We start from the raw sequence: 17,365 nt of genomic DNA, 5'->3' as shown, positions 1-17,365 counted from the left end.
GGGGCTTGTTTGTTTTGAGTGAAGCGGGTTGGGTTCGAAATGGCGGCGGGATTATGTTTTTTTGTCGATTTCGAATTCCTTGATGGCGTTCAGGGCGTAGAATTCGTGGAGTTTTGCCTGAAGGAGTTTTTTGTCGGGCAGTTGTGTTTTGTATTCGGCGATGAGCGCAGGGGAGAGGCTGCGACTCAGGGCGTATTCCGCCACTTCGTCGTCCTTGCTCGCGCAGAGGAGAAGCCCGATGGAAGGGCGTTCGTGCGGCTTGCGAACATCGCGGTCGAGCGCTTCGAGGTAAAAATTCATTTTGCCGAGGTATTCGGGCTCGAAGCGTCCGACTTTCAGCTCTATCGCCACGAGGCAGTTGAGCCCACGGTGGAAGAAGAGCAGATCGAGCGCGAAATCCCTGCCACCGACTTGCAGGGGATATTCGGAGCCCGCGAAGCAGAAGTCGCGGCCTATTTCGATGAGGAAGTCGCGAAGGTGGTCGAGCAGGCCGCGATGAAGCTCAACTTCGGAGTGGGGTTGTGGGAGGTTGAGAAACTCCACGGCGTAGGCGTCGCGAAAAACAGAAAGTGCCTCGGGGAGGGTTTGTCTCACCACTGGCGAGACTTTTGGCGGATTGAGGGCGGTGCGCTCGAAAAGGGCGGCGGCGAATTGGCGTTCAAGCTGCCGTTTGCTCCAGTGCTCCTTGACGGCCATGCGCGCGTAGAACTCGCGTTCCTCGGGGCGTTTGCCTTGCCCGAGAATGATGAGATTGTGCGCCCATGGCAATTGTCGCACCAGTGGTGCGACAATTTCATCATGCCGGTAGGTTTCATAAAACTGGCGCATTCTAAGCAGGTTGCTACGAGAGAAACCGCGCGCGCCGGGCTGGATGAGGGCAATGTGGCGCGCGAGGCGGTCAACGGTGCCGTCGCCCCATTCGGCTGCGGCTATGCGCTGGCTGATGATTGCACCGATTTGCCAATAGAGATCGATCAAGGTTGCATTGACCGACTGCATGGCACGTTGTCTGGATGCGTCAATCAGGCGGACGATTTCAGCGAATCCCGTTTCGTCCGCAGGGGGTGGCACGTTTTTGGGCTTTTCGCTCATGATGTGGTTTTGATTTTGAGGCAGCGTGGCGAGGTGCGGGGTATAATCATACTGCGGTTATTGGGGATGGTTTTGTTGTCGCGTGTTTTTTTGGGGGGCAAAAATATGCACCCAATCACTCAGTCGATAAACCGCTTCGTCAGCCTATCGTAGGCGTCGATGCGGCGGTCGCGGAGGAAGGGCCAGTGTGTGCGGGTCACGTCAACTTTGTCGAGATCGACGGGGACTAGGAGGATTTCTTCCTTGTTGGTGCTCGCTTTCGCCAGGATTTGGCCGCTGGTGCCGGCCACGAAACTTTGGCCCCAGAACTCGATGCCGTCTCCGCCGACACCGTCGATCACTTCGTGGCCGATGCGGTTGATTGAGGCGACGTAGCAGCCGTTGGCCACCGCGTGCGAGCGCTGGATCGTCTCCCACGCGCCGTGCTGGTTGACGCCGTATTCGGCTTTTTCTGACGGGTGCCAGCCGATGGCGGTCGGGTAGAAGAGGATTTCGGCGCCTTGCATGGCCGTGAGGCGCGCGCCTTCGGGATACCATTGGTCCCAACAAATGAGGACGCCGATTTTGCCGTAGCGGGTTTCCCAGGCGCGGAAACCGGTGTCGCCGGGCGTAAAGTAGAATTTTTCGTAGAAGAGCGGGTCGTCGGGAATGTGCATCTTGCGGTAGATGCCGAGGAGCGAGCCGTCGGCGTCGATGATGACCGCGGTGTTGTGGTAAAGGCCGGAGGCGCGTTTCTCGAAGAGCGAGGCGACGATCACGACGGCGTGTTTTTTGGCGAGTTTCTGGAACGCCTTGGTCGTGGGGCCGTCGATGGGCTCGGCGAGCTTGAAATAGTCGTGGTTCTCGCTTTGGCAAAAATACTGCGAGCGGAAGAGTTCCTGCGTGCAGATGATTTTCGCGCCTTTGCGGGCTGCCTGCTCGGCGAGGGCGAGCGTTTTTTTGAGGTTCGCCGCGGGGCTGGCGACACAGGCGTGCTGGAGGAGTCCGAGTGTGACTTTCATGAGGAAAAATTAGGAAGTAGAAATTAGGAATTAGGAAGTAGAAAACGGAGGCGTTTTCCGGTTACACAATCAGCACCTGGTCGCCCGCGCGCACTTGGTCGTAGAGGTCTATTATGTCGAGGTTGCGCATCACGATGCAGCCGGAGCTCTGCGGCGTGCCGATGAGGTCCTCGCGGTTCGTGCCGTGGATGTAGATGTAGCGGTCGTGGCTGTCCACGTCGCCGCCGAGGTTCACGCCCGGCTCGAGTCCGCGCAGCCGGAGGATGCGTGTGGTGACGAGCGCGGTCGTGGCGGCGCCGGCCTCCCGCGCGGCGGGTTCGCTGAAATGAAAACCCGTCGGGCGGCGCGCCTTGAAAACCATTCCCGGCGGCTGGCCCGCGCCGATGCGCTCGGCGATCTCGTGCAGGCCGCGCGGCGTGCCGAGCGAGTTCTTGATGTTTGATGGCGGGCGTTTTGACGTGGAAATCGCGTAGCCGCGCACGAGCGCGCCGTCGCGGAAGAATTGCATGGTCTGCGTGTCGATGCGCACGAACAAAATCCGTTCTGCGGGCTTGATGCCAAGCCGCGCGCAGTTCTTAGTTATCGTTTCCCACGTTTCCATTATCGTCTGAATAAAATGAATCCATCACTCACAGTTGGCATCGTCGGCGCGACCGGCGCGGTTGGTCAAGAACTCGTGCGTCTCATGCACGAGCGCAATTTCCCGTTCACCACGCTGAGGCTCTTCGCCTCGGCGCGTTCCGCGGGCAGGACAATCGAGCACAGCGGCAAAAAATATGTCGTCGAGGAAGCCAAGCCGGGCGTGTTCGCCGGGGTGGATCTGGCGTTTTTCGCGGCGGGCGGCTCCGTGACGCGCGCGCTGGCGGGCGACGCGGTGAAGGCCGGCTGCCTTGTGATCGACAAGAGCTCCGCGCTTCGCCAGGAGCCGGACATCCCGCTCGTGATTCCCGAGATCAACCCCGAAAAACTGCGCGCGCACAAGGGCATCATCGCCAATCCGAATTGCTCGACCGCCGTCATGCTCATGGGCCTGTGGCCGCTGCACCAGTTGTTCGGCGTGAAGCGCGTGATCATTTCGACCTACCAGTCCGTGTCCGGCACGGGCGCGGAGGCGGTGCGCGAGCTAGACGACCAGGTGCATGCGTATGTGGCGAAGCAGCCGCTCGTGAAAAAAGTTTATCCGTATCAGATCGCGTTCAACTGCATCCCGCACATCGACACCTTCGACGACACCGGCTACACCGGCGAGGAGACGAAGATGGCGATGGAGAGCCGCAAGATCATGGGCCTGCCCGGGCTGAAAGTCTCGGCGACGACCGTGCGCGTGCCGGTGGTGCGCGCGCATTCGATTTCCGTGTGCGCGGAGTTCGAGCGTCCCGTCGATGTCGAGAAGGCTCGCGCGGCGGTGGCGGCGTTTCCGGGCGCGGAGCTCGTCGATGATCCGGCGAACAAGAAATATCCGACGCCGGTTGATTTTGCGGAAAAAGTGAAATGCGGCGTGGGTCGCATCCGCAAGGACACCGCGTTTGAAAACGGCCTCTCGTTCTGGGTGAGCGGCGACAATCTCTGGAAGGGCGCCGCGCTCAACGCCGTGCAAAATGCCGAGCTGATGATCCGCGAAAACCTGCTCAAGCCGTCGGCGGCCTGAGCGCGGGTTGCGTGTTTGCGCAGGGTGGGGCGCAAATATCCAGCTCAACCTTTGTTGACACGCGCGCCCGCCCGACAGATTTTTCTCCGCATGTCCGCCAATTCTTCCGCTTCTGTTGAATTTGATTCCGTCGAGTCCGCCATTCAGGACATTGCCGACGGAAAGATGGTCATTGTCACCGATGACGAGGGCCGTGAAAACGAGGGCGATCTCACCATCGCCGCGGAAAAGGCGACGCCCGAGCATATCAACATGATGATCCGCCACGCGCGCGGACTCATTTGCACGCCGATGACGGAGCCGCACCTCAAGCGCCTCGGCATCAGCCCGATGGTGCAGCAAAACCGCGAGTCGCACAAAACCGCGTTCACCGTTTCGGTCGATGCCGCCGAGGGCATCACCACGGGCATCAGCGCGTTTGACCGCGCGCGCACGATCAAACTCCTTGGTGACCCGAACACGGGGGCCGACGAACTCGTGCAGCCCGGGCACATCTTTCCGCTCGCGGCGCGCTCGGGCGGCGTGCTCGAAAGGGCGGGGCACACCGAGGCGGCGGTCGATCTTGCCGCGCTTGCCGGGCTGACTCCCGCGGCGGCGATTTGCGAGATCATAAACGAGGACGGCTCCATGGCGCGCATGCCCGACCTTGTTGAATACAAAAAGAAGTTCGGCCTGAAACTCATCTCCATTTCGTCGCTCATCGAATACCGGCACAAGCGCGAGCAGCTCATTGAGGAGGTGTGCGCGAAACCTTTTTCGTCGGAGTTTGGCGAGTTCACGCTGCATGTTTTCCGTAACAAGCTCGACCATCGCCAGCATCTCGCGTTCGTGATGGGCAAACCCGGCCCGGGGGCCGCGCTTGTGCGTGTGCAAAGCGAAAACCTGCTCAGCGATGTGTTTCGCGCGCGCGGCATGAACGGCTATCACGCGCTCACCGTTTCGCTCGCGGCGGTTGCGCGCGAGGGCGCGGGGGTCGTCCTCTACATGGAGCCCGCCGATCACGGGGCGGGCAACGTCCGCCGACTTGGCTTGACGCCGGGCGAGATGCCCGCGCCGATGGGATTCCGCGACTATGGAATCGGCGCGCAAATCCTCTCCGCGCTCGGTTTGCAAAAAATCCGCCTGCTCACAAACAACCCGCGCAAAGTCGTCGGACTCGCGGGATATAATCTCGAAATTGTCGAGCAGGTGTCGCTTTAAAAAAACTTTTTTTCGCAAGGACGGAAAGGCGCAAAGATTTGGCCGGGTTTAACTTGGCTCATCTTTGCGCCTTTGCTGTTTCCTAATTTGAAATAAACTGCAACTTTCGCGCGCCGCCCTGTGTTCTGTGCATGAACAATGAAACACAAAAGCCAGTTTCACCCTCGACGCCGCCCGTGTCCGCGGAAGCACGCCCGCACATGAGCACGTCCCGGGAAACAGACTTTTCTCTCTTCATGCGCAAACACCAGAACATGGTTTTTACCACTGCCGCGCGCCTGACCGCCAACGACGCGCAGGCCGAGGACATCGCCCAGGAGGTTTTTATCAAGGCCTACGATCATTTCGACGCGCTCCGCGACGAACCCGCCGCGCCCGGCTGGCTGCGCACCGTCGCCACGAATCTTTCGCTCAATCACCTGCAACGCTACCGCAAGCGCTGGCGGTTTTTCTCGGAGTTCCGGCGCGCCGACGACGATGACTCGTCCGAAAACACGCCCGGGGTCGAGTGGGCCGCGCCCGACACGTTTTTTGACGACCTCGACCGCGCCGACCGGCGCGCCTGGGTCGAAAACGCGCTCGCCAAACTTCCCGAGCACCAGCGTGTGCCGCTCGTGCTCTTCCACTACGAGGACATGCCCTACGACGAGATTGCGAAAACCCTGCGCGTCTCGCTCTCGAAGGTGAAGATCGACATCCTGCGCGCGCGCGCCGCGCTTGCGCGCACGCTCACGCAAAACCCCGAAAACCCGGTTTCAAAATGAACAACACACCGCAACCTCACGATTCCAACGACCGGCTCTCCCGCGAAATCCACCGCGTGCTCCGCGCCCAACCCGACCGCGCCGCCCCCGACTCGCTCGAGGCGCGCGTGTTTGCCGGGATCGAGCGCCGCGCCGCGCTTCCGTGGTGGAGGCAGTCGTTCGCGCGCTGGCCGATCGCGGCCCGCGCCGCGTTCATGATTGTTTCGGCGGCGCTCGCGGCCGTGATGATTGTGACATTCGCGCGCGTGCTGAACATCGTGCCCGCGCAGATCGAATCGCGGACGGGCGCCTTGGTTTCGGACTACAGGGAAATTATCACCGGTTACTGCGCCCGTTATCTGGCGGGCATACCGTCGCATGTCTTCGCGATCGCGGCGGCCGTGATCGGCGTGTGTTACGCCGCGCTCTTCGGCTTGGGCGCGGCCGCGTATCGTTATTTTTGGAAACCCGGCGCGCGCCACTCCGAACCTGTTTCGCACACATGACCAATCCTTCAACAACGGCCCGACCATAAAACTCTTTATCATGAAAAAAATCTTACATCTTTTCACACTGCTGGGCGCATTCAGCGTCCTCTCATGCGGCGTGCTTCAATCGCAGGACAACACGCCCGCGGAGCCCCAGGCTCTGCCGCCAACGGAAGCCGCATCGGGTGAAACTCCGCCCGCGCCGGATGCGCAACCCGCTTCCGATGCGACTGCCGGCGATGATGAAAAACCGGCCAAACCCGAAAGGAAGAAACGAAAATCGCGCGACCGCGCCTCCGTTTCGCGGGCAGGCGGGGAGATTGTGACCTTTTTTTCCGACGCCATTGTTCCCAAGGATAAAAAAGTGGAATCCGCCGTTGCTGTTTTCGGTGACGTGCGGGTTGACGGCAGCGCGGACGAGGCGGTTGCGGTCATCGGCTCGGTCACGGCCAACTCAAAAGTGCGCGAGGCGGTTTCGATTGTCGGCTCCACGACTGTCAACGGCGGAGCAAGAGAGGCTGTCGCGGTTGTGGGCAATGTCTATGTGAACAGCCATGTGACGGGGCAGGTCGTTGCCGTCGGCGGAGGCGTGGAGCTTGGTCCGGACGCGCGCGTGGACGGCCAGGTTGTCGCGCTCGGCGGCGGCATCACACGCGACGAGTCGGCGAGCATCGGCGGCGAGATCGTGGAGATGAAGCTGTTCAACGACATCAACGGTTTTAACGTGTGGATCACGCAAGCGATTGCGAAGGGGCGGCTGCTCGCGTTTGATTCGGCGCTTGTGTGGGCGTGGATTATCGCGGGTGGTTTCCTGCTGTGCTATTTGCTCACGGCGTTGTTTGTCCCGAAGGCGGTCACCGCGAGCGCGGTGGCGCTGGAGCAGCGTCCCGGCGGCACCTTTTTGGCGGCGCTGCTCACCGCGATCATAGCGCCGATACTTGTGGTGCTGCTGGCCGCGACCGGCGTCGGCATTTTCATTTTGTTTTTTGCAAAACTCGCGCTCGTCCTGGTGGGCAAGGCGGCATTTCTCGCATGGATCGGACGTCGCGCCAGGATAACGCATCCGTTGTTCGCGGTCCTTTTCGGCGGTGTGGTGCTCGCGCTGCTCTATTGCGTGCCCGTGCTTGGCATTGTGATGTGGAAGTTCAGCAGTTTCCTCGGCGCGGGCATGGTGGTTTATGCCGCGCTTCTGGCGCTTCGCCGCCGCCGCGACGAACGCGATGCGGCGCGCAACGAAAAGGCGGCCGCGGCCGCGGCGAATCCCGCGCAGCTCGGCGAGCCTCCCGTCATCACCGGAACGGAGATTGTCACGACCCAAACCGCCGCGTCGTTCGCGACACGCGCGGGCTTCTGGGTGCGCGCGGGAGCACTGTTGATCGACTTTGTGTTGATCGCGATTGTGGCGAATGTGTGCCACGTTGGCGTGCTGATGCTGCCGTTGTTCGCGGTGTATTGCGTCGTGATGTGGGCGTTGCGGGGAACGACGATCGGCGGCATCATTTGCGGCCTGAAAGTTGTGCGCCTGGACGGACGGCGGGTTGACTGGGTCACTGCGATTGTTCGCGCGCTGGGCGGCTTCATATCCGTGGCGCCGGCGGGGCTTGGTTTCATCTGGGCGGCGTTCGACGACGAGCGCCAGGCTTGGCACGACAAAATCGCCGGCACCGTTGTCGTTTACGCGCCCAAGGGGCAGTCTCTTGTTTGAATACGAAATTCAAAATCCTCGTTTCGCGTTTTTAATGTTCCCATGAAACTCATCCTTACAATTCTTCTCTGGTGCATTCTGTGGGTGTTGTGCTGGCCGCTGGCGTTGCTCGTGCTTCTGGTGCTTCCGTTCATCTGGCTGCTTTCGATCCCGTTCAAGATATTTGCGGTATGCTTGAAGTCGCTGCTGGCGTTGCTCGAATCGCTTCTGCTTTTGCCCGCGAGGATGCTCGGATACCGGGTGTCGTGAGGGCGCGCCGGATCGCGCCAAATGGACGGGTTTTTCTTGTGCGGGCTTGCCGCGCATCCGTTGCCGCGTATCTATTTTCGGCAAATGTCCTATTGCGTGTCACGATTTCAGACCATCCGCCGCCGCACCGTCGAGGTGCGGGCCGGCGTCGTCGGCATGGGCGGGGAAAATCCCATCCGCATCCAATCCATGACGACGAGCGACACTCAGGACGTCGCCGCCACCGTGCGCCAGTGCGTGGCGCTTGCCGGGGTCGGTTGTGAAATCATCCGCGTCACCGCGCCCAACGTCCCCGCGGCAAAATGCCTCCGCGATATTCGCGCCCAGTTTTCCGCCGCCGGGTTTGCGGACATCCCGCTTGTCGCCGACATCCACTTCCTGCCCGCCGCCGCGATGGAGGCCATCGAGCATGTCGAAAAAGTTCGTGTGAATCCCGGCAATTACGCCGACAAAAAAAAGTTCGCCGTCAAGGATTACACCGACGCCGATTACGACAACGAGCTCCAGCGCATCCACGACGCGTTTACGCCGCTTGTGCTCCGCGCAAAAACACTCGGTCGCTCGCTTCGCATCGGCACCAATCACGGCTCGCTCTCCGATCGCATCATGAACCGCTACGGCGACACGCCGCTCGGCATGGTTGAAAGCGCGCTCGAATTTCTCCGCATCGCCCGCGGGCACTCGTTCGACCAAATCGTGCTCTCGATGAAAGCCTCGAATCCCAAGGTCATGATTCAGGCCTACCGCCTCCTCGTCGAGCGCATGCGGCAGGAGGACATGCACTACCCGCTGCACCTCGGTGTGACCGAGGCTGGCGACGGCGAGGACGGACGCATAAAGGGCGCAATCGGCATCGGCAGCCTCCTTCAAGACGGACTCGGAGACACCATCCGCGTTTCCCTCACTGAGGACAGCATCCACGAAATCCCCGTCGCCCGAGCCCTTGCCGCCAAGGCAATGTCCCTCTGGAAGGATTGCCATTTTTATCCCCCTTCCAAATCGATAAATAATTTCGAATATGCACGTCGTGCCGTTACTCCGCTCGCACTTGCTCCTACTGTCGAAATTTCCACGGCGCACCCGCCTCGCGTCATCACGCGAGTATCTTCCGTCACTGCACTCCCCGAAACACTCGCCAAACTCTCTTCCCCCAGTCTCATCGACACGCAAGCTGAATCCCTACTTGTGCCTGTCTTCACTACCGCTGATCTTGACGCGATTCCGCGTGACAACAATAAAACCCTTGTCCTTGAATTAGCGCCTTCGCTTCTGCCTGACGACCTCGGTCGCGTGTGTTCGTCTCATCATATTATCTTACGCACATTCACTAAAGCCGATACCGATGTTGCACTGCTCCGTGATTTCGCCGCGCTTGCGGCAAAGCACAATGCCATCCTTGCCATCGCCACCACCGCTTTTGACCTTCTTGCGCTTACCTCGACACTCGTAACCTTACCCCAAATTCCCCGCATCATATTCACCCTCAGTGATGCATCGCGATTCACCCCACCATCGCATCCAACTGGTGGATATAGAGGGCTCGCCGCACTTCTTAGCAATAGTTTCGCACCAGCATCATCCCTCGGTTATGCGCCCATCTGGATACGCAACACCGCCGCCACCGCGCTTGCCTCTTCCGGCAATCCCGGCTCCCCCGATTTTCTCTCCCGCCTTCTCGATGCCTCCATTCTCACCGGATCGCTTCTTTGCGACGGCATTGGTGACATCGTCAGCGTCGAAACGGAAAGCGATCCCGTGCGCGCCACCACGCTCGCCTACAACATCCTTCAGGGCGCGGGCGCGCGCATTTCGAAAACCGAATTCGTCGCCTGCCCCTCGTGCGGACGCACGCTCTTCGACCTGCAAACCACCACGCAGCGCATCCGCGAAAAAACCGGACACCTCAAGGGTGTAAAACTCGCCATCATGGGCTGCATCGTCAACGGCCCGGGCGAAATGGCCGACGCCGATTTCGGCTACGTCGGCGGCGCGCCAGGAAAAATCAACCTCTACGTTGGCAAAACGTGCGTCCAATACAACATCCCCCAAGCCGAGGCCGACAACCGCCTCATCGACCTCATCAAGCAGCACGGCAAGTGGACTGACCCGGTGTGAAAAAGACACCGAAATCCGGGTGAATAATCTCGACCGCCACACAAGTTTTTAGCATTTTTTTAGCCTCGTTTTTCGTTTCTCACTCTTAAAAATTCGCCCCGCACCGACCTCAATGATGGCAACAAAAAAATTGAAAAAGTTATCACCAAACCGAGTGTGAATAACTTGTTGGAAAGTTCATCTTGCCAGCGCTTTTTTTGTCGCCGTTATTTCTGCCTCGCCCATCCTCCCGGATTCGAACCTGCCGTTCTTTCTCACATCACTGATTCTGCTTCCCCGTAGCTCGCGAAGAGGTTTTCCGCATCAATCGGGATACCAAGCTGTTACCGAGGCCCGAAAAGCCCGCTATCAACGAGGTGTCTCTCGACACAATTTACTCTTCCCAAGCACGCGCCCAAGCCGCGTCCGCGATGTGTCCAATAGCGCCCGTTCGAGCCCATGTGAATAAACCAGCTCAACCACTACTCAACCGGACATGCCTACACTCTCCGCCCCCTCCATTTGGGAAGCCGTGAAAAACGACTTCAAGACCCTCTTTTCAGACGAGGTCTACCACATGTGGTTCAACGAACTCGTGTGCCTGGAGCAAACCGACACCGCCATCACACTCGGCGCGGCCACGGATTTTGCCGCCTATTTTGTCCACGACAACTATCTCGACCTCATCAAGCAGCGCCTGCAGCTCGCCACAGGCACCGATTACACGGTGCGCGTGAAAAAGAACCCCTCCGTCGCGACGCCCGCCGCGCCCGCGCAAACCGCCGCCGCGGCCGAGCGCCGTCACAACCGTGTCGCCGCCGCCGAGCGCCCCCCCGTCAACGGCACACTCGCAGCGCGCAACACTTTCGAGAATTACATCATCGGCGAAAACAACATGATGGCGCATGCCGCCGCCATGCGCGTCGCGCAAAGCCCCGGCCAGGCCTACAACCCCCTGTTTATTACCGGCAGCACCGGCCTCGGCAAAACGCACCTCATGCACGCCATCGGCCACGCCGTGCTCAAGTCCAACCCCCACGCCAAGGTCATCTACCTGACAACGGAAAGGTTCACCAACGAATACGTGCAGGCCATCAGGGAAAACGCGCTCGTCGCCTTCCGCCGCCGCTATCGCAACGTGGACGTGCTCCTTCTCGACGACATCCAGTTCCTCGGCGGCAAGGAGGGCATCCAGGAGGAGTTTTACCACACCTTTAACGACCTCCACACCGCCGGAAAACAAATCGTCATCTCCAGCGACCGCCGCGCCTCCGAAATCAAGGATCTCGAGGCCCGCCTCGTCTCCCGCTTCGAATGGGGACTGCCCACCGACATCCAGGCGCCCAATTACGAAACGCGCCTCGCCATCCTCCGCAGCAAAGCCGCCTTCTTCAAATACGAGCTCCCCGGTGATGTGCTCGAGTTCATCGCCAAAAACGTGGCCAAAAACATCCGCGCCCTCGAAGGCGCGCTCATCAAGGTCGCCTCCACCGCCTTCCTGCTCAAGACCGGGCCGATCGACGTCACCCTCGCCGAGAAACTCCTCCAGCCCATTCTCATTGAGCAGGCGCAAAGCCAGCTCACCATCGATGCGATCCAGAAACGCGTTTCCGATCACTACGAACTGCGCCCCGGCGACATGGTCAGCAAACGCCGCCCCGCAAACATCGCCTTCCCCCGCCAGATCGCCATGTATCTCGCCCGCCAGCTCACCAAGCACTCGCTTCAGGAAATCGGCGCGGCCTTCGGCGGACGCGACCACGGCACCGTCATTCACGCCTGCAAAACCGTCGAAAACATGATGGAGCAGGACCCCTCCGCCCGGCACTCGGTCGAATATCTGCGAGTCCAACTCTCGCGCTAAACGGAACAGGATATCAGGGACTGGAATATCAGGGAGTTAGTTCCGGGCGACCAGTCCGCCGCCCTCTGCTGAAGCTCCGTTTTCACTCTTCATTTTTCACCCATCACTCTTTCCATGACACTTACGACCGAACAAAAAACCGCAGTTGCCAACTGGATCGCCGCGGGGGACACGCTTGCCGACGTTCAGAAAAAACTCGCCGGGCAGTTTAACCTCACCCTCACCTACATGGACGTCCGTTTTATCGTGGATGACCTTGATCTTACGCTCAAGGACCCCGCGCCCCCCCCGGCGCCATCGCCAGAGGCGGGCGCGCAACCACCGGCTGGCGGCGCGGCTCACGGCGGCCCGATGGAGGACGACCTCGACAACGAAAGCCTCCCTCCCAATCACCTCGCGCAAAACCGCCCCTCGCCCTATCCCGGCGACCCGTCCGATGACGAGGATTTTGCGGAGGACGAATCCGTCCCCGCGGCCGCCGCGCACGACACCCCTCCACTGGACACCAACGTCCGCGTCGAGCTGGACAGCGTCACGGTGATTCCGAACGCCGTTGCGAGCGGCAGCGTCATCTTTACCGATGGAGTGACGGGCAAGTGGTTTGTGGACAACTACGGACGTCCCGGCTTCACGCAAATCAGCCAGCCCGACTACCGACCCACGCAAGCCGACGCCCAGGCCTTCATGCAGGAACTCAGCGCCGCCCTGCAAAACCGCGGTTTCTAAAAAGGGTGGGGGAAAGCCTCAGACTGAGCCGAAATTGTTCGAGTATCGTGACGGGTTCCTGATCAGCCCGGAGGCTTCGCCCTACCAATCAAGTATTACGCTTGGCCCATCTGCGCGGGATCAGCCAGCGTCCCGCGCACGATTTCGCCGGGCAACCGAATAAATACTTACTTTTTCGCCCAGTCCAAAATTACGAAAGCCCGCCGACCAAACGGCTCGGCATCCTCCTCGAATGCAAACGAGCCGTCATCAACAAGCCGCTCCGGCCCGGCGCAATAAAGCAACGTTTTTGACGCGTCGTATTGCATCGGTCTTTTGATAAACGGATCTTCCGGAACCGAATCCATATAAGCCGGCACAAGCACATCAAGCGATTTCGGCAGCGTATGATAATCCAACCAATAGGCGCGCAATACAAACGCACAGGCGATCTGTCTAGTTATGGCCTGCATATTTAGCATACGTATATATACTGAGGCAGGTTCGGATGCGCTCACAACTGCCATGGCTTCGCCGGATGAATTTGGCCAAATGAGATAACGCAATTTATCTCGGTTTTCATACGCATCAAGTGTTGCCTGGTCAAACGCAGGTGCAATGTCATTGCGCACATCCTTGATAACTTTTCGTGTCAATTGGCACAATCTTGCGCGGGTCATGTTTGGCCTGTAAAAATAGCGGCAGTTGGAGCGGGAAATTGGCAGAAAATAATATTTTCCCGGTTCAGGAAGTCTCATCAAACTATCTTCATACACATACGACCCTCGCATCATTGTAATAAAATCGTCTTTCCCAACCTCGTTTTTTGATAGCTGGCGTGAGATTTCGAGGCATATCAATTTGTCTTTGAATTGTCCTGTGTTTTGCATTGCTGTCTGCAAGCACATCGCATCGGCAGACAGGCCCATTAAAAAACTGTTCATAAATCCATCAGGTGCGGCCATGTATCGTTGGACGAATTTTCTTACCAAAAGAAGCTCATCCATTACCTCCATTAAAAAACCGTCTTGCACCATGTATCTCCACCTGAGTTGCATGCATCGCATGCAGCCTTCAAGCGTTTTGATGGCATAATCATTCATGTATGCTTCATTGGTTGCCCCGAAGCCCTCGTCGAATTGCAACTCTGGTTTTTTCATGGCTGCAAAAAAAAGCGAAACAGCCGGCTTGTTTTTCTCTATTATTGATCGAACCATCCGCTCGTCATCATCAGACTTACCACTCAAAACCGAGTAAAATTTTATTATAGAGGAACCTTCGGTTAGCCCTAGTTCGGTAAAATCTTCATGTGTTACCTTTAGTAATTTCGATAGCTCCCTCATTACAACCATCGCATTATCCTCATCCGCCACGTTTTTTAGAATCGGGCGCAAATCCGAATCATCTGGATGCGGTGTATCATAAAGAATAGCGACCAATGCACTCGCGGCGATCGCCGCCGCAAAACATACGAAAGCAATTACAATCTTTCTATGATGTTTCATGGTTTCGGGCGGTGTCTTGCCCGCGCGCTCAATCGCCCTTCATCTGCCCCGGTTCCGCCATCGTCACGCGCACGGCGTCGCCGCGCATGCGAATGCCGTTCACCTTTTCGATAATCAACTCCGCGGCGTCCTTGCGCACATCGACAAGCGTGTGCCGCTGGTGAATATCAATCGCGCCCACGACCTCCGCGGGCAGGCGCGTGACGCCCGCGATCTTGCCGACGATATCCGCCGGCGTGACAAGCTGTTTCCTCCCCGCGCTGAAAAACAATGTCGCAAACCCCGCCTCGCGTCCCGTCCGTGCCGGGCGGTCGTATTTCTGTTTTTGTTTCGCGGGCTTGGGCGGTTTGCTTGAAAACTTCTCATGTTTTTTCCCGTCCTTTCGGCCAGCGGGCTCAACCCATTCGGCAGGGCTTGGCTGGCTTTTCTTATCCCCCTCGCCGCCATGCATCACATGAATCAGCGCCGCGATGATGTCCGTGCTCGCATAACCCTGCTCGAGCAAACGGTCGATCAGGCGATCCTGCTTGCGATACTCGGCGGCGTCGAGGGTGGTGCGCAGTTTTTCAAAAAACTGGTTTTCGCGCGCCTCCTCCACGAGGTCGAGCGACGGGATTTTTTCGCGGCGGATTTTTAACTTTCCGTAACGGATCATGTTTTGCAGCGAGTAGAGCTCGCGCCCCGAAACAAACGTGAACGCCCGGCCCGACTTGCCCGCGCGGCCCGTGCGCCCGATGCGGTGCGTGTAATCCTCGGCGTCGTTCGGCAGGTCGAAGTTGAACACGACCTCGAGGTCGTCCACGTCGAGCCCGCGCGCCGCCACGTCCGTTGCGATCAGGAACTCAAATCCGCGCCGGCGAAACTTGTCCATCACGCGCGTGCGCTGCGCCTGAGAGATGTCGCCGTGCAGCCGCTCCGTCGCGTAGCCGCGCGCGTGCAAGTGCTCGTCGAGCTCGTCAACCATCAGCTTCGTGCTGCAAAAAACAATGCCGTAGCGGAAATCGTTTATGTCGATGATGCGCGTGAGCACCTCGATCTTCGAGCGCCGCTCCACCTCGAAATAAACCTGGTCAACCTGGGGCGCGTTTTGCGCGACCGCCTCGATTTTGATGCGCTTCGGATTGCGGCTGTATTTGCGGATCAACTCCTCGATCTGCCTCGGCATCGTCGCCGAGAAAAACAGCGTCTGGTGCTCCGTCGGCACCTGCATGAGCACGCGCTCGATGTCCTCGCGGAAACCCATGTCGAGCATCCGGTCGGCCTCGTCGAGCACGAGCATCTTGAGCGCGTCGAGCCGCAGCGTGCCGCGCTCGATGTGGTCGATCACGCGCCCCGGCGTGCCGATCACGATTTGCACGCCGCTTTCCAGCGCGCGAAACTGCCGGTCATACGATTGCCCGCCGAAAATCGGCACCGCCTGCACGCCGCGTTTGAAAAGCGAAATCTTCGCAACCTCCTCCGCCACCTGCACCGCAAGTTCGCGCGTCGGGCAAAGCACGAGGACCTGCACCTTGCGCATTTTCGGGTCGATTTTCTCGACCATCGGAATCGCGAACGCCGCCGTTTTTCCCGAGCCGGTTGACGAAAGCCCGACAATATCCTCGCCCGCCATGATCGGCGGAATCGCGGCGGTCTGGATTGGCGACGCCTCCTCGAAACCCATCTTGTCAACGGCCTTCAATATTTCGGCGGACAAGCCGAGTTCGGAAAAACGGAGATTGCTCATTTGCCGGACGATGCACGTTGCGCGTCGCAAAGCGAGCCGTAGATTTCGCGGACAGAATTTTCAGGATAGGATTAACAGAATGAACAGGATTTAATACCCCCCGGCTGCGCAAACGCCAATCAACTCCACAATCCTGTAAATCCCGTTAATCCTGTCCTCAAATTCCGAAATCTGATTCAAGCACCAGCCCCTTTTGAAGTCCGAAATCTGAGATCTGAGATTTGAGATTTGCAGAATCAGCGAGCACCGAGCAGGCTTCGCGCCATTATGAGCAAATACACAGCCCCCGAATTCCTCACCGACCTTCTTCACGCCCGTTCTCCCTCGGGCTACGAATTCGAAGCCCAAAAAGCTTTCGACAAACACGTCAAAACTCACGCCGACGTTTACGAAAAGGACGCCATGGGCAACCGCCTCGCCACGCTCAATCCCAAGGGCGACCCCGTCCTCATGCTCGCCGGTCACATGGACGAGCTCGGCCTCCTCATCACCTACGTCAACAAGGACGGCTACCTCTATTTCCAAACCATCGGCGGGCACGACCGCACCGTCATCTCCGGGCGTCGCGTCATCATTCAAACCGCCAACGGCCCCGTGAAAGGTGTCACCGGCAAACGCGCCATTCACCTCATGGACGAGGCCGACCGCAAAAAAGTCCCCGAGATTCACGAAATCTGGATCGACATCGGCGCGCGTTCCAAAAAAGACGCGCTCGCCCGCGTTTCCATCGGCGACTGCGCCACCTACGACCACGAGTTCGAGCTCATCAACGGCAGCATCGGCGCCGCCCGCGCCTTCGACAACAAAGTCGGCGCCTATGCCGTCGGCGAAGTCATTCGCCGCCTCGCCAAGCAAAAGAAAAAACTCGCGGCCAAAGTCGTCTCCGTTGCGACCTCGCAGGAGGAAATCGGCACGCGCGGCGCCGCGACCTCCGTCCATGCCGTCAATCCGCACATCGCCATCGCCATCGACGTCGGCCACGCGACCGACCACCCCGATTGCGACAATCGCAAATACGGCGAAACCACGCTTGGCGGCGGCCCGATCATTTGCCGTGGCGCGAACATCAACCCGAAAGTTTACGATCGCCTCGTCAAGTGCGCCAAAAAACTCCGCATCCCCTACCAGCTTGAGGCCGATCCGCGCCCGACCGGCACCGACGCCCGCGCGCTGCAAATGGGCCGTGGTGGAGTCGCCACCGGCCTGATCTCCGTCCCTCTCCGCTACATGCACACCCCGAGCGAAATGGTCGACCTCGAGGACGTCGAAGCCTGCGTAAAACTCCTAGCCGCCTTCGCCCTCTCCCTCGAAAAAGGCGACTACGCGCATTGGTGACAACCGCGGC

General features: G+C 59.2%; 15 protein-coding genes. 10 read left to right on the top strand and 5 right to left on the bottom strand.

Annotated elements, in window-relative coordinates; all coding sequences use genetic code 11:
- Positions 1-51: 51 nt before the first annotated feature.
- The 3 genes from M2103_RS06020 to M2103_RS06010 form a co-directional block, all read right to left on the bottom strand.
- Complete coding sequence (locus tag M2103_RS06020; protein WP_277509392.1) at positions 52-1,092, bottom strand: PDDEXK nuclease domain-containing protein; 1,041 nt, start codon at positions 1,090-1,092, stop codon at positions 52-54.
- Between the two features lie 119 nt (positions 1,093-1,211).
- Positions 1,212-2,093, bottom strand: coding sequence for a carbon-nitrogen hydrolase (locus tag M2103_RS06015; protein ID WP_277509390.1), 882 nt, complete (start codon positions 2,091-2,093; stop codon positions 1,212-1,214).
- Between the two features lie 61 nt (positions 2,094-2,154).
- Complete coding sequence (locus M2103_RS06010) at positions 2,155-2,694, bottom strand: L,D-transpeptidase (RefSeq protein WP_277509389.1); 540 nt, start codon at positions 2,692-2,694, stop codon at positions 2,155-2,157.
- A 15-nt stretch (positions 2,695-2,709) separates the two neighbouring features.
- On the opposite strand from M2103_RS06010, the gene M2103_RS06005 reads away from it, so the two are divergent.
- The 9 genes from M2103_RS06005 to M2103_RS05965 all read left to right on the top strand — a co-directional run bounded on the left by M2103_RS06005 (position 2,710) and on the right by M2103_RS05965 (position 12,810).
- Positions 2,710-3,741 (top strand): aspartate-semialdehyde dehydrogenase, encoded by a 1,032-nt coding sequence (locus M2103_RS06005; RefSeq protein ID WP_277509388.1) that lies wholly within the window; start codon positions 2,710-2,712, stop codon positions 3,739-3,741.
- A gap of 90 nt (positions 3,742-3,831) precedes the next feature.
- Positions 3,832-4,941, top strand: a complete 1,110-nt coding sequence (gene ribB / locus M2103_RS06000; RefSeq protein WP_108825584.1) for a 3,4-dihydroxy-2-butanone-4-phosphate synthase — start codon at positions 3,832-3,834, stop codon at positions 4,939-4,941.
- 236 nt (positions 4,942-5,177) lie between these two features.
- Positions 5,178-5,705, top strand: a complete 528-nt coding sequence (locus M2103_RS05995) for a sigma-70 family RNA polymerase sigma factor (protein ID WP_277509387.1) — start codon at positions 5,178-5,180, stop codon at positions 5,703-5,705.
- Complete coding sequence (locus tag M2103_RS05990) at positions 5,702-6,190, top strand: hypothetical protein (protein WP_277509386.1); 489 nt, start codon at positions 5,702-5,704, stop codon at positions 6,188-6,190. Before M2103_RS05995 ends, M2103_RS05990 begins: the two co-directional genes overlap by 4 nt.
- A 40-nt stretch (positions 6,191-6,230) precedes the next feature.
- Positions 6,231-7,877: an RDD family protein gene (locus M2103_RS05985; RefSeq protein WP_277509385.1), complete on the top strand. Its 1,647-nt coding sequence runs from the start codon at positions 6,231-6,233 to the stop codon at positions 7,875-7,877.
- A 42-nt stretch (positions 7,878-7,919) separates the two neighbouring features.
- On the top strand, positions 7,920-8,126 hold the full coding sequence (locus M2103_RS05980; RefSeq protein WP_277509384.1) for a hypothetical protein: 207 nt from the start codon (positions 7,920-7,922) through the stop codon (positions 8,124-8,126).
- An 84-nt stretch (positions 8,127-8,210) separates the two neighbouring features.
- The gene (gene ispG, locus M2103_RS05975; RefSeq protein ID WP_345783542.1) at positions 8,211-10,241 is read left to right on the top strand and encodes a (E)-4-hydroxy-3-methylbut-2-enyl-diphosphate synthase; all 2,031 of its coding nucleotides are present in this window, start codon (positions 8,211-8,213) and stop codon (positions 10,239-10,241) included.
- A 475-nt stretch (positions 10,242-10,716) separates the two neighbouring features.
- The gene (gene dnaA, locus M2103_RS05970) at positions 10,717-12,084 is read left to right on the top strand and encodes a chromosomal replication initiator protein DnaA (protein ID WP_277509382.1); all 1,368 of its coding nucleotides are present in this window, start codon (positions 10,717-10,719) and stop codon (positions 12,082-12,084) included.
- A gap of 114 nt (positions 12,085-12,198) precedes the next feature.
- Positions 12,199-12,810 carry a hypothetical protein gene (locus tag M2103_RS05965; RefSeq protein ID WP_277509381.1) on the top strand — a complete coding sequence of 204 codons (612 nt, stop codon included), beginning with the start codon at positions 12,199-12,201 and terminating at the stop codon, positions 12,808-12,810.
- Positions 12,811-12,977: 167 nt separating this feature from the next.
- Here the strand turns inward: M2103_RS05965 and M2103_RS05960 are convergent, their stop codons facing one another.
- Together M2103_RS05960 and M2103_RS05955 are read right to left on the bottom strand one after the other, a co-directional pair.
- Complete coding sequence (locus M2103_RS05960; RefSeq protein WP_277509379.1) at positions 12,978-14,294, bottom strand: hypothetical protein; 1,317 nt, start codon at positions 14,292-14,294, stop codon at positions 12,978-12,980.
- Between the two features lie 28 nt (positions 14,295-14,322).
- Entirely contained in the window at positions 14,323-16,020 is a 1,698-nt protein-coding gene (locus M2103_RS05955) for a DEAD/DEAH box helicase (RefSeq protein WP_277509378.1), read from the bottom strand.
- Positions 16,021-16,287: 267 nt separating this feature from the next.
- On the opposite strand from M2103_RS05955, the gene M2103_RS05950 reads away from it, so the two are divergent.
- The gene (locus M2103_RS05950; RefSeq protein WP_277509377.1) at positions 16,288-17,355 is read left to right on the top strand and encodes a M42 family metallopeptidase; all 1,068 of its coding nucleotides are present in this window, start codon (positions 16,288-16,290) and stop codon (positions 17,353-17,355) included.
- The last annotated feature ends 10 nt before the right edge of the window (positions 17,356-17,365 follow it).

This window comes from Ereboglobus sp. PH5-5 (assembly GCF_029504805.1).
In the GTDB taxonomy this organism is placed as follows: Bacteria; Verrucomicrobiota; Verrucomicrobiia; order Opitutales; family Opitutaceae; genus Ereboglobus.
The sequence above is the reverse complement of the archived record's forward strand: the minus strand, read 5'-3'. Positions and strand labels throughout refer to the sequence as shown.

Coding starts and splice junctions, on each gene's coding strand:
- M2103_RS06020 (WP_277509392.1), bottom strand. CDS start 1,092: ATGAGCGAAAAGCCCAAAAACGTGCCACCCCCTGCGGACGAAACGGGA.
- M2103_RS06015 (WP_277509390.1), bottom strand. CDS start 2,093: ATGAAAGTCACACTCGGACTCCTCCAGCACGCCTGTGTCGCCAGCCCC.
- M2103_RS06010 (WP_277509389.1), bottom strand. CDS start 2,694: ATGGAAACGTGGGAAACGATAACTAAGAACTGCGCGCGGCTTGGCATC.
- M2103_RS06005 (WP_277509388.1), top strand. CDS start 2,710: ATGAATCCATCACTCACAGTTGGCATCGTCGGCGCGACCGGCGCGGTT.
- ribB (WP_108825584.1), top strand. CDS start 3,832: ATGTCCGCCAATTCTTCCGCTTCTGTTGAATTTGATTCCGTCGAGTCC.
- M2103_RS05995 (WP_277509387.1), top strand. CDS start 5,178: ATGCGCAAACACCAGAACATGGTTTTTACCACTGCCGCGCGCCTGACC.
- M2103_RS05990 (WP_277509386.1), top strand. CDS start 5,702: ATGAACAACACACCGCAACCTCACGATTCCAACGACCGGCTCTCCCGC.
- M2103_RS05985 (WP_277509385.1), top strand. CDS start 6,231: ATGAAAAAAATCTTACATCTTTTCACACTGCTGGGCGCATTCAGCGTC.
- M2103_RS05980 (WP_277509384.1), top strand. CDS start 7,920: ATGAAACTCATCCTTACAATTCTTCTCTGGTGCATTCTGTGGGTGTTG.
- ispG (WP_345783542.1), top strand. CDS start 8,211: ATGTCCTATTGCGTGTCACGATTTCAGACCATCCGCCGCCGCACCGTC.
- dnaA (WP_277509382.1), top strand. CDS start 10,717: ATGCCTACACTCTCCGCCCCCTCCATTTGGGAAGCCGTGAAAAACGAC.
- M2103_RS05965 (WP_277509381.1), top strand. CDS start 12,199: ATGACACTTACGACCGAACAAAAAACCGCAGTTGCCAACTGGATCGCC.
- M2103_RS05960 (WP_277509379.1), bottom strand. CDS start 14,294: ATGAAACATCATAGAAAGATTGTAATTGCTTTCGTATGTTTTGCGGCG.
- M2103_RS05955 (WP_277509378.1), bottom strand. CDS start 16,020: ATGAGCAATCTCCGTTTTTCCGAACTCGGCTTGTCCGCCGAAATATTG.
- M2103_RS05950 (WP_277509377.1), top strand. CDS start 16,288: ATGAGCAAATACACAGCCCCCGAATTCCTCACCGACCTTCTTCACGCC.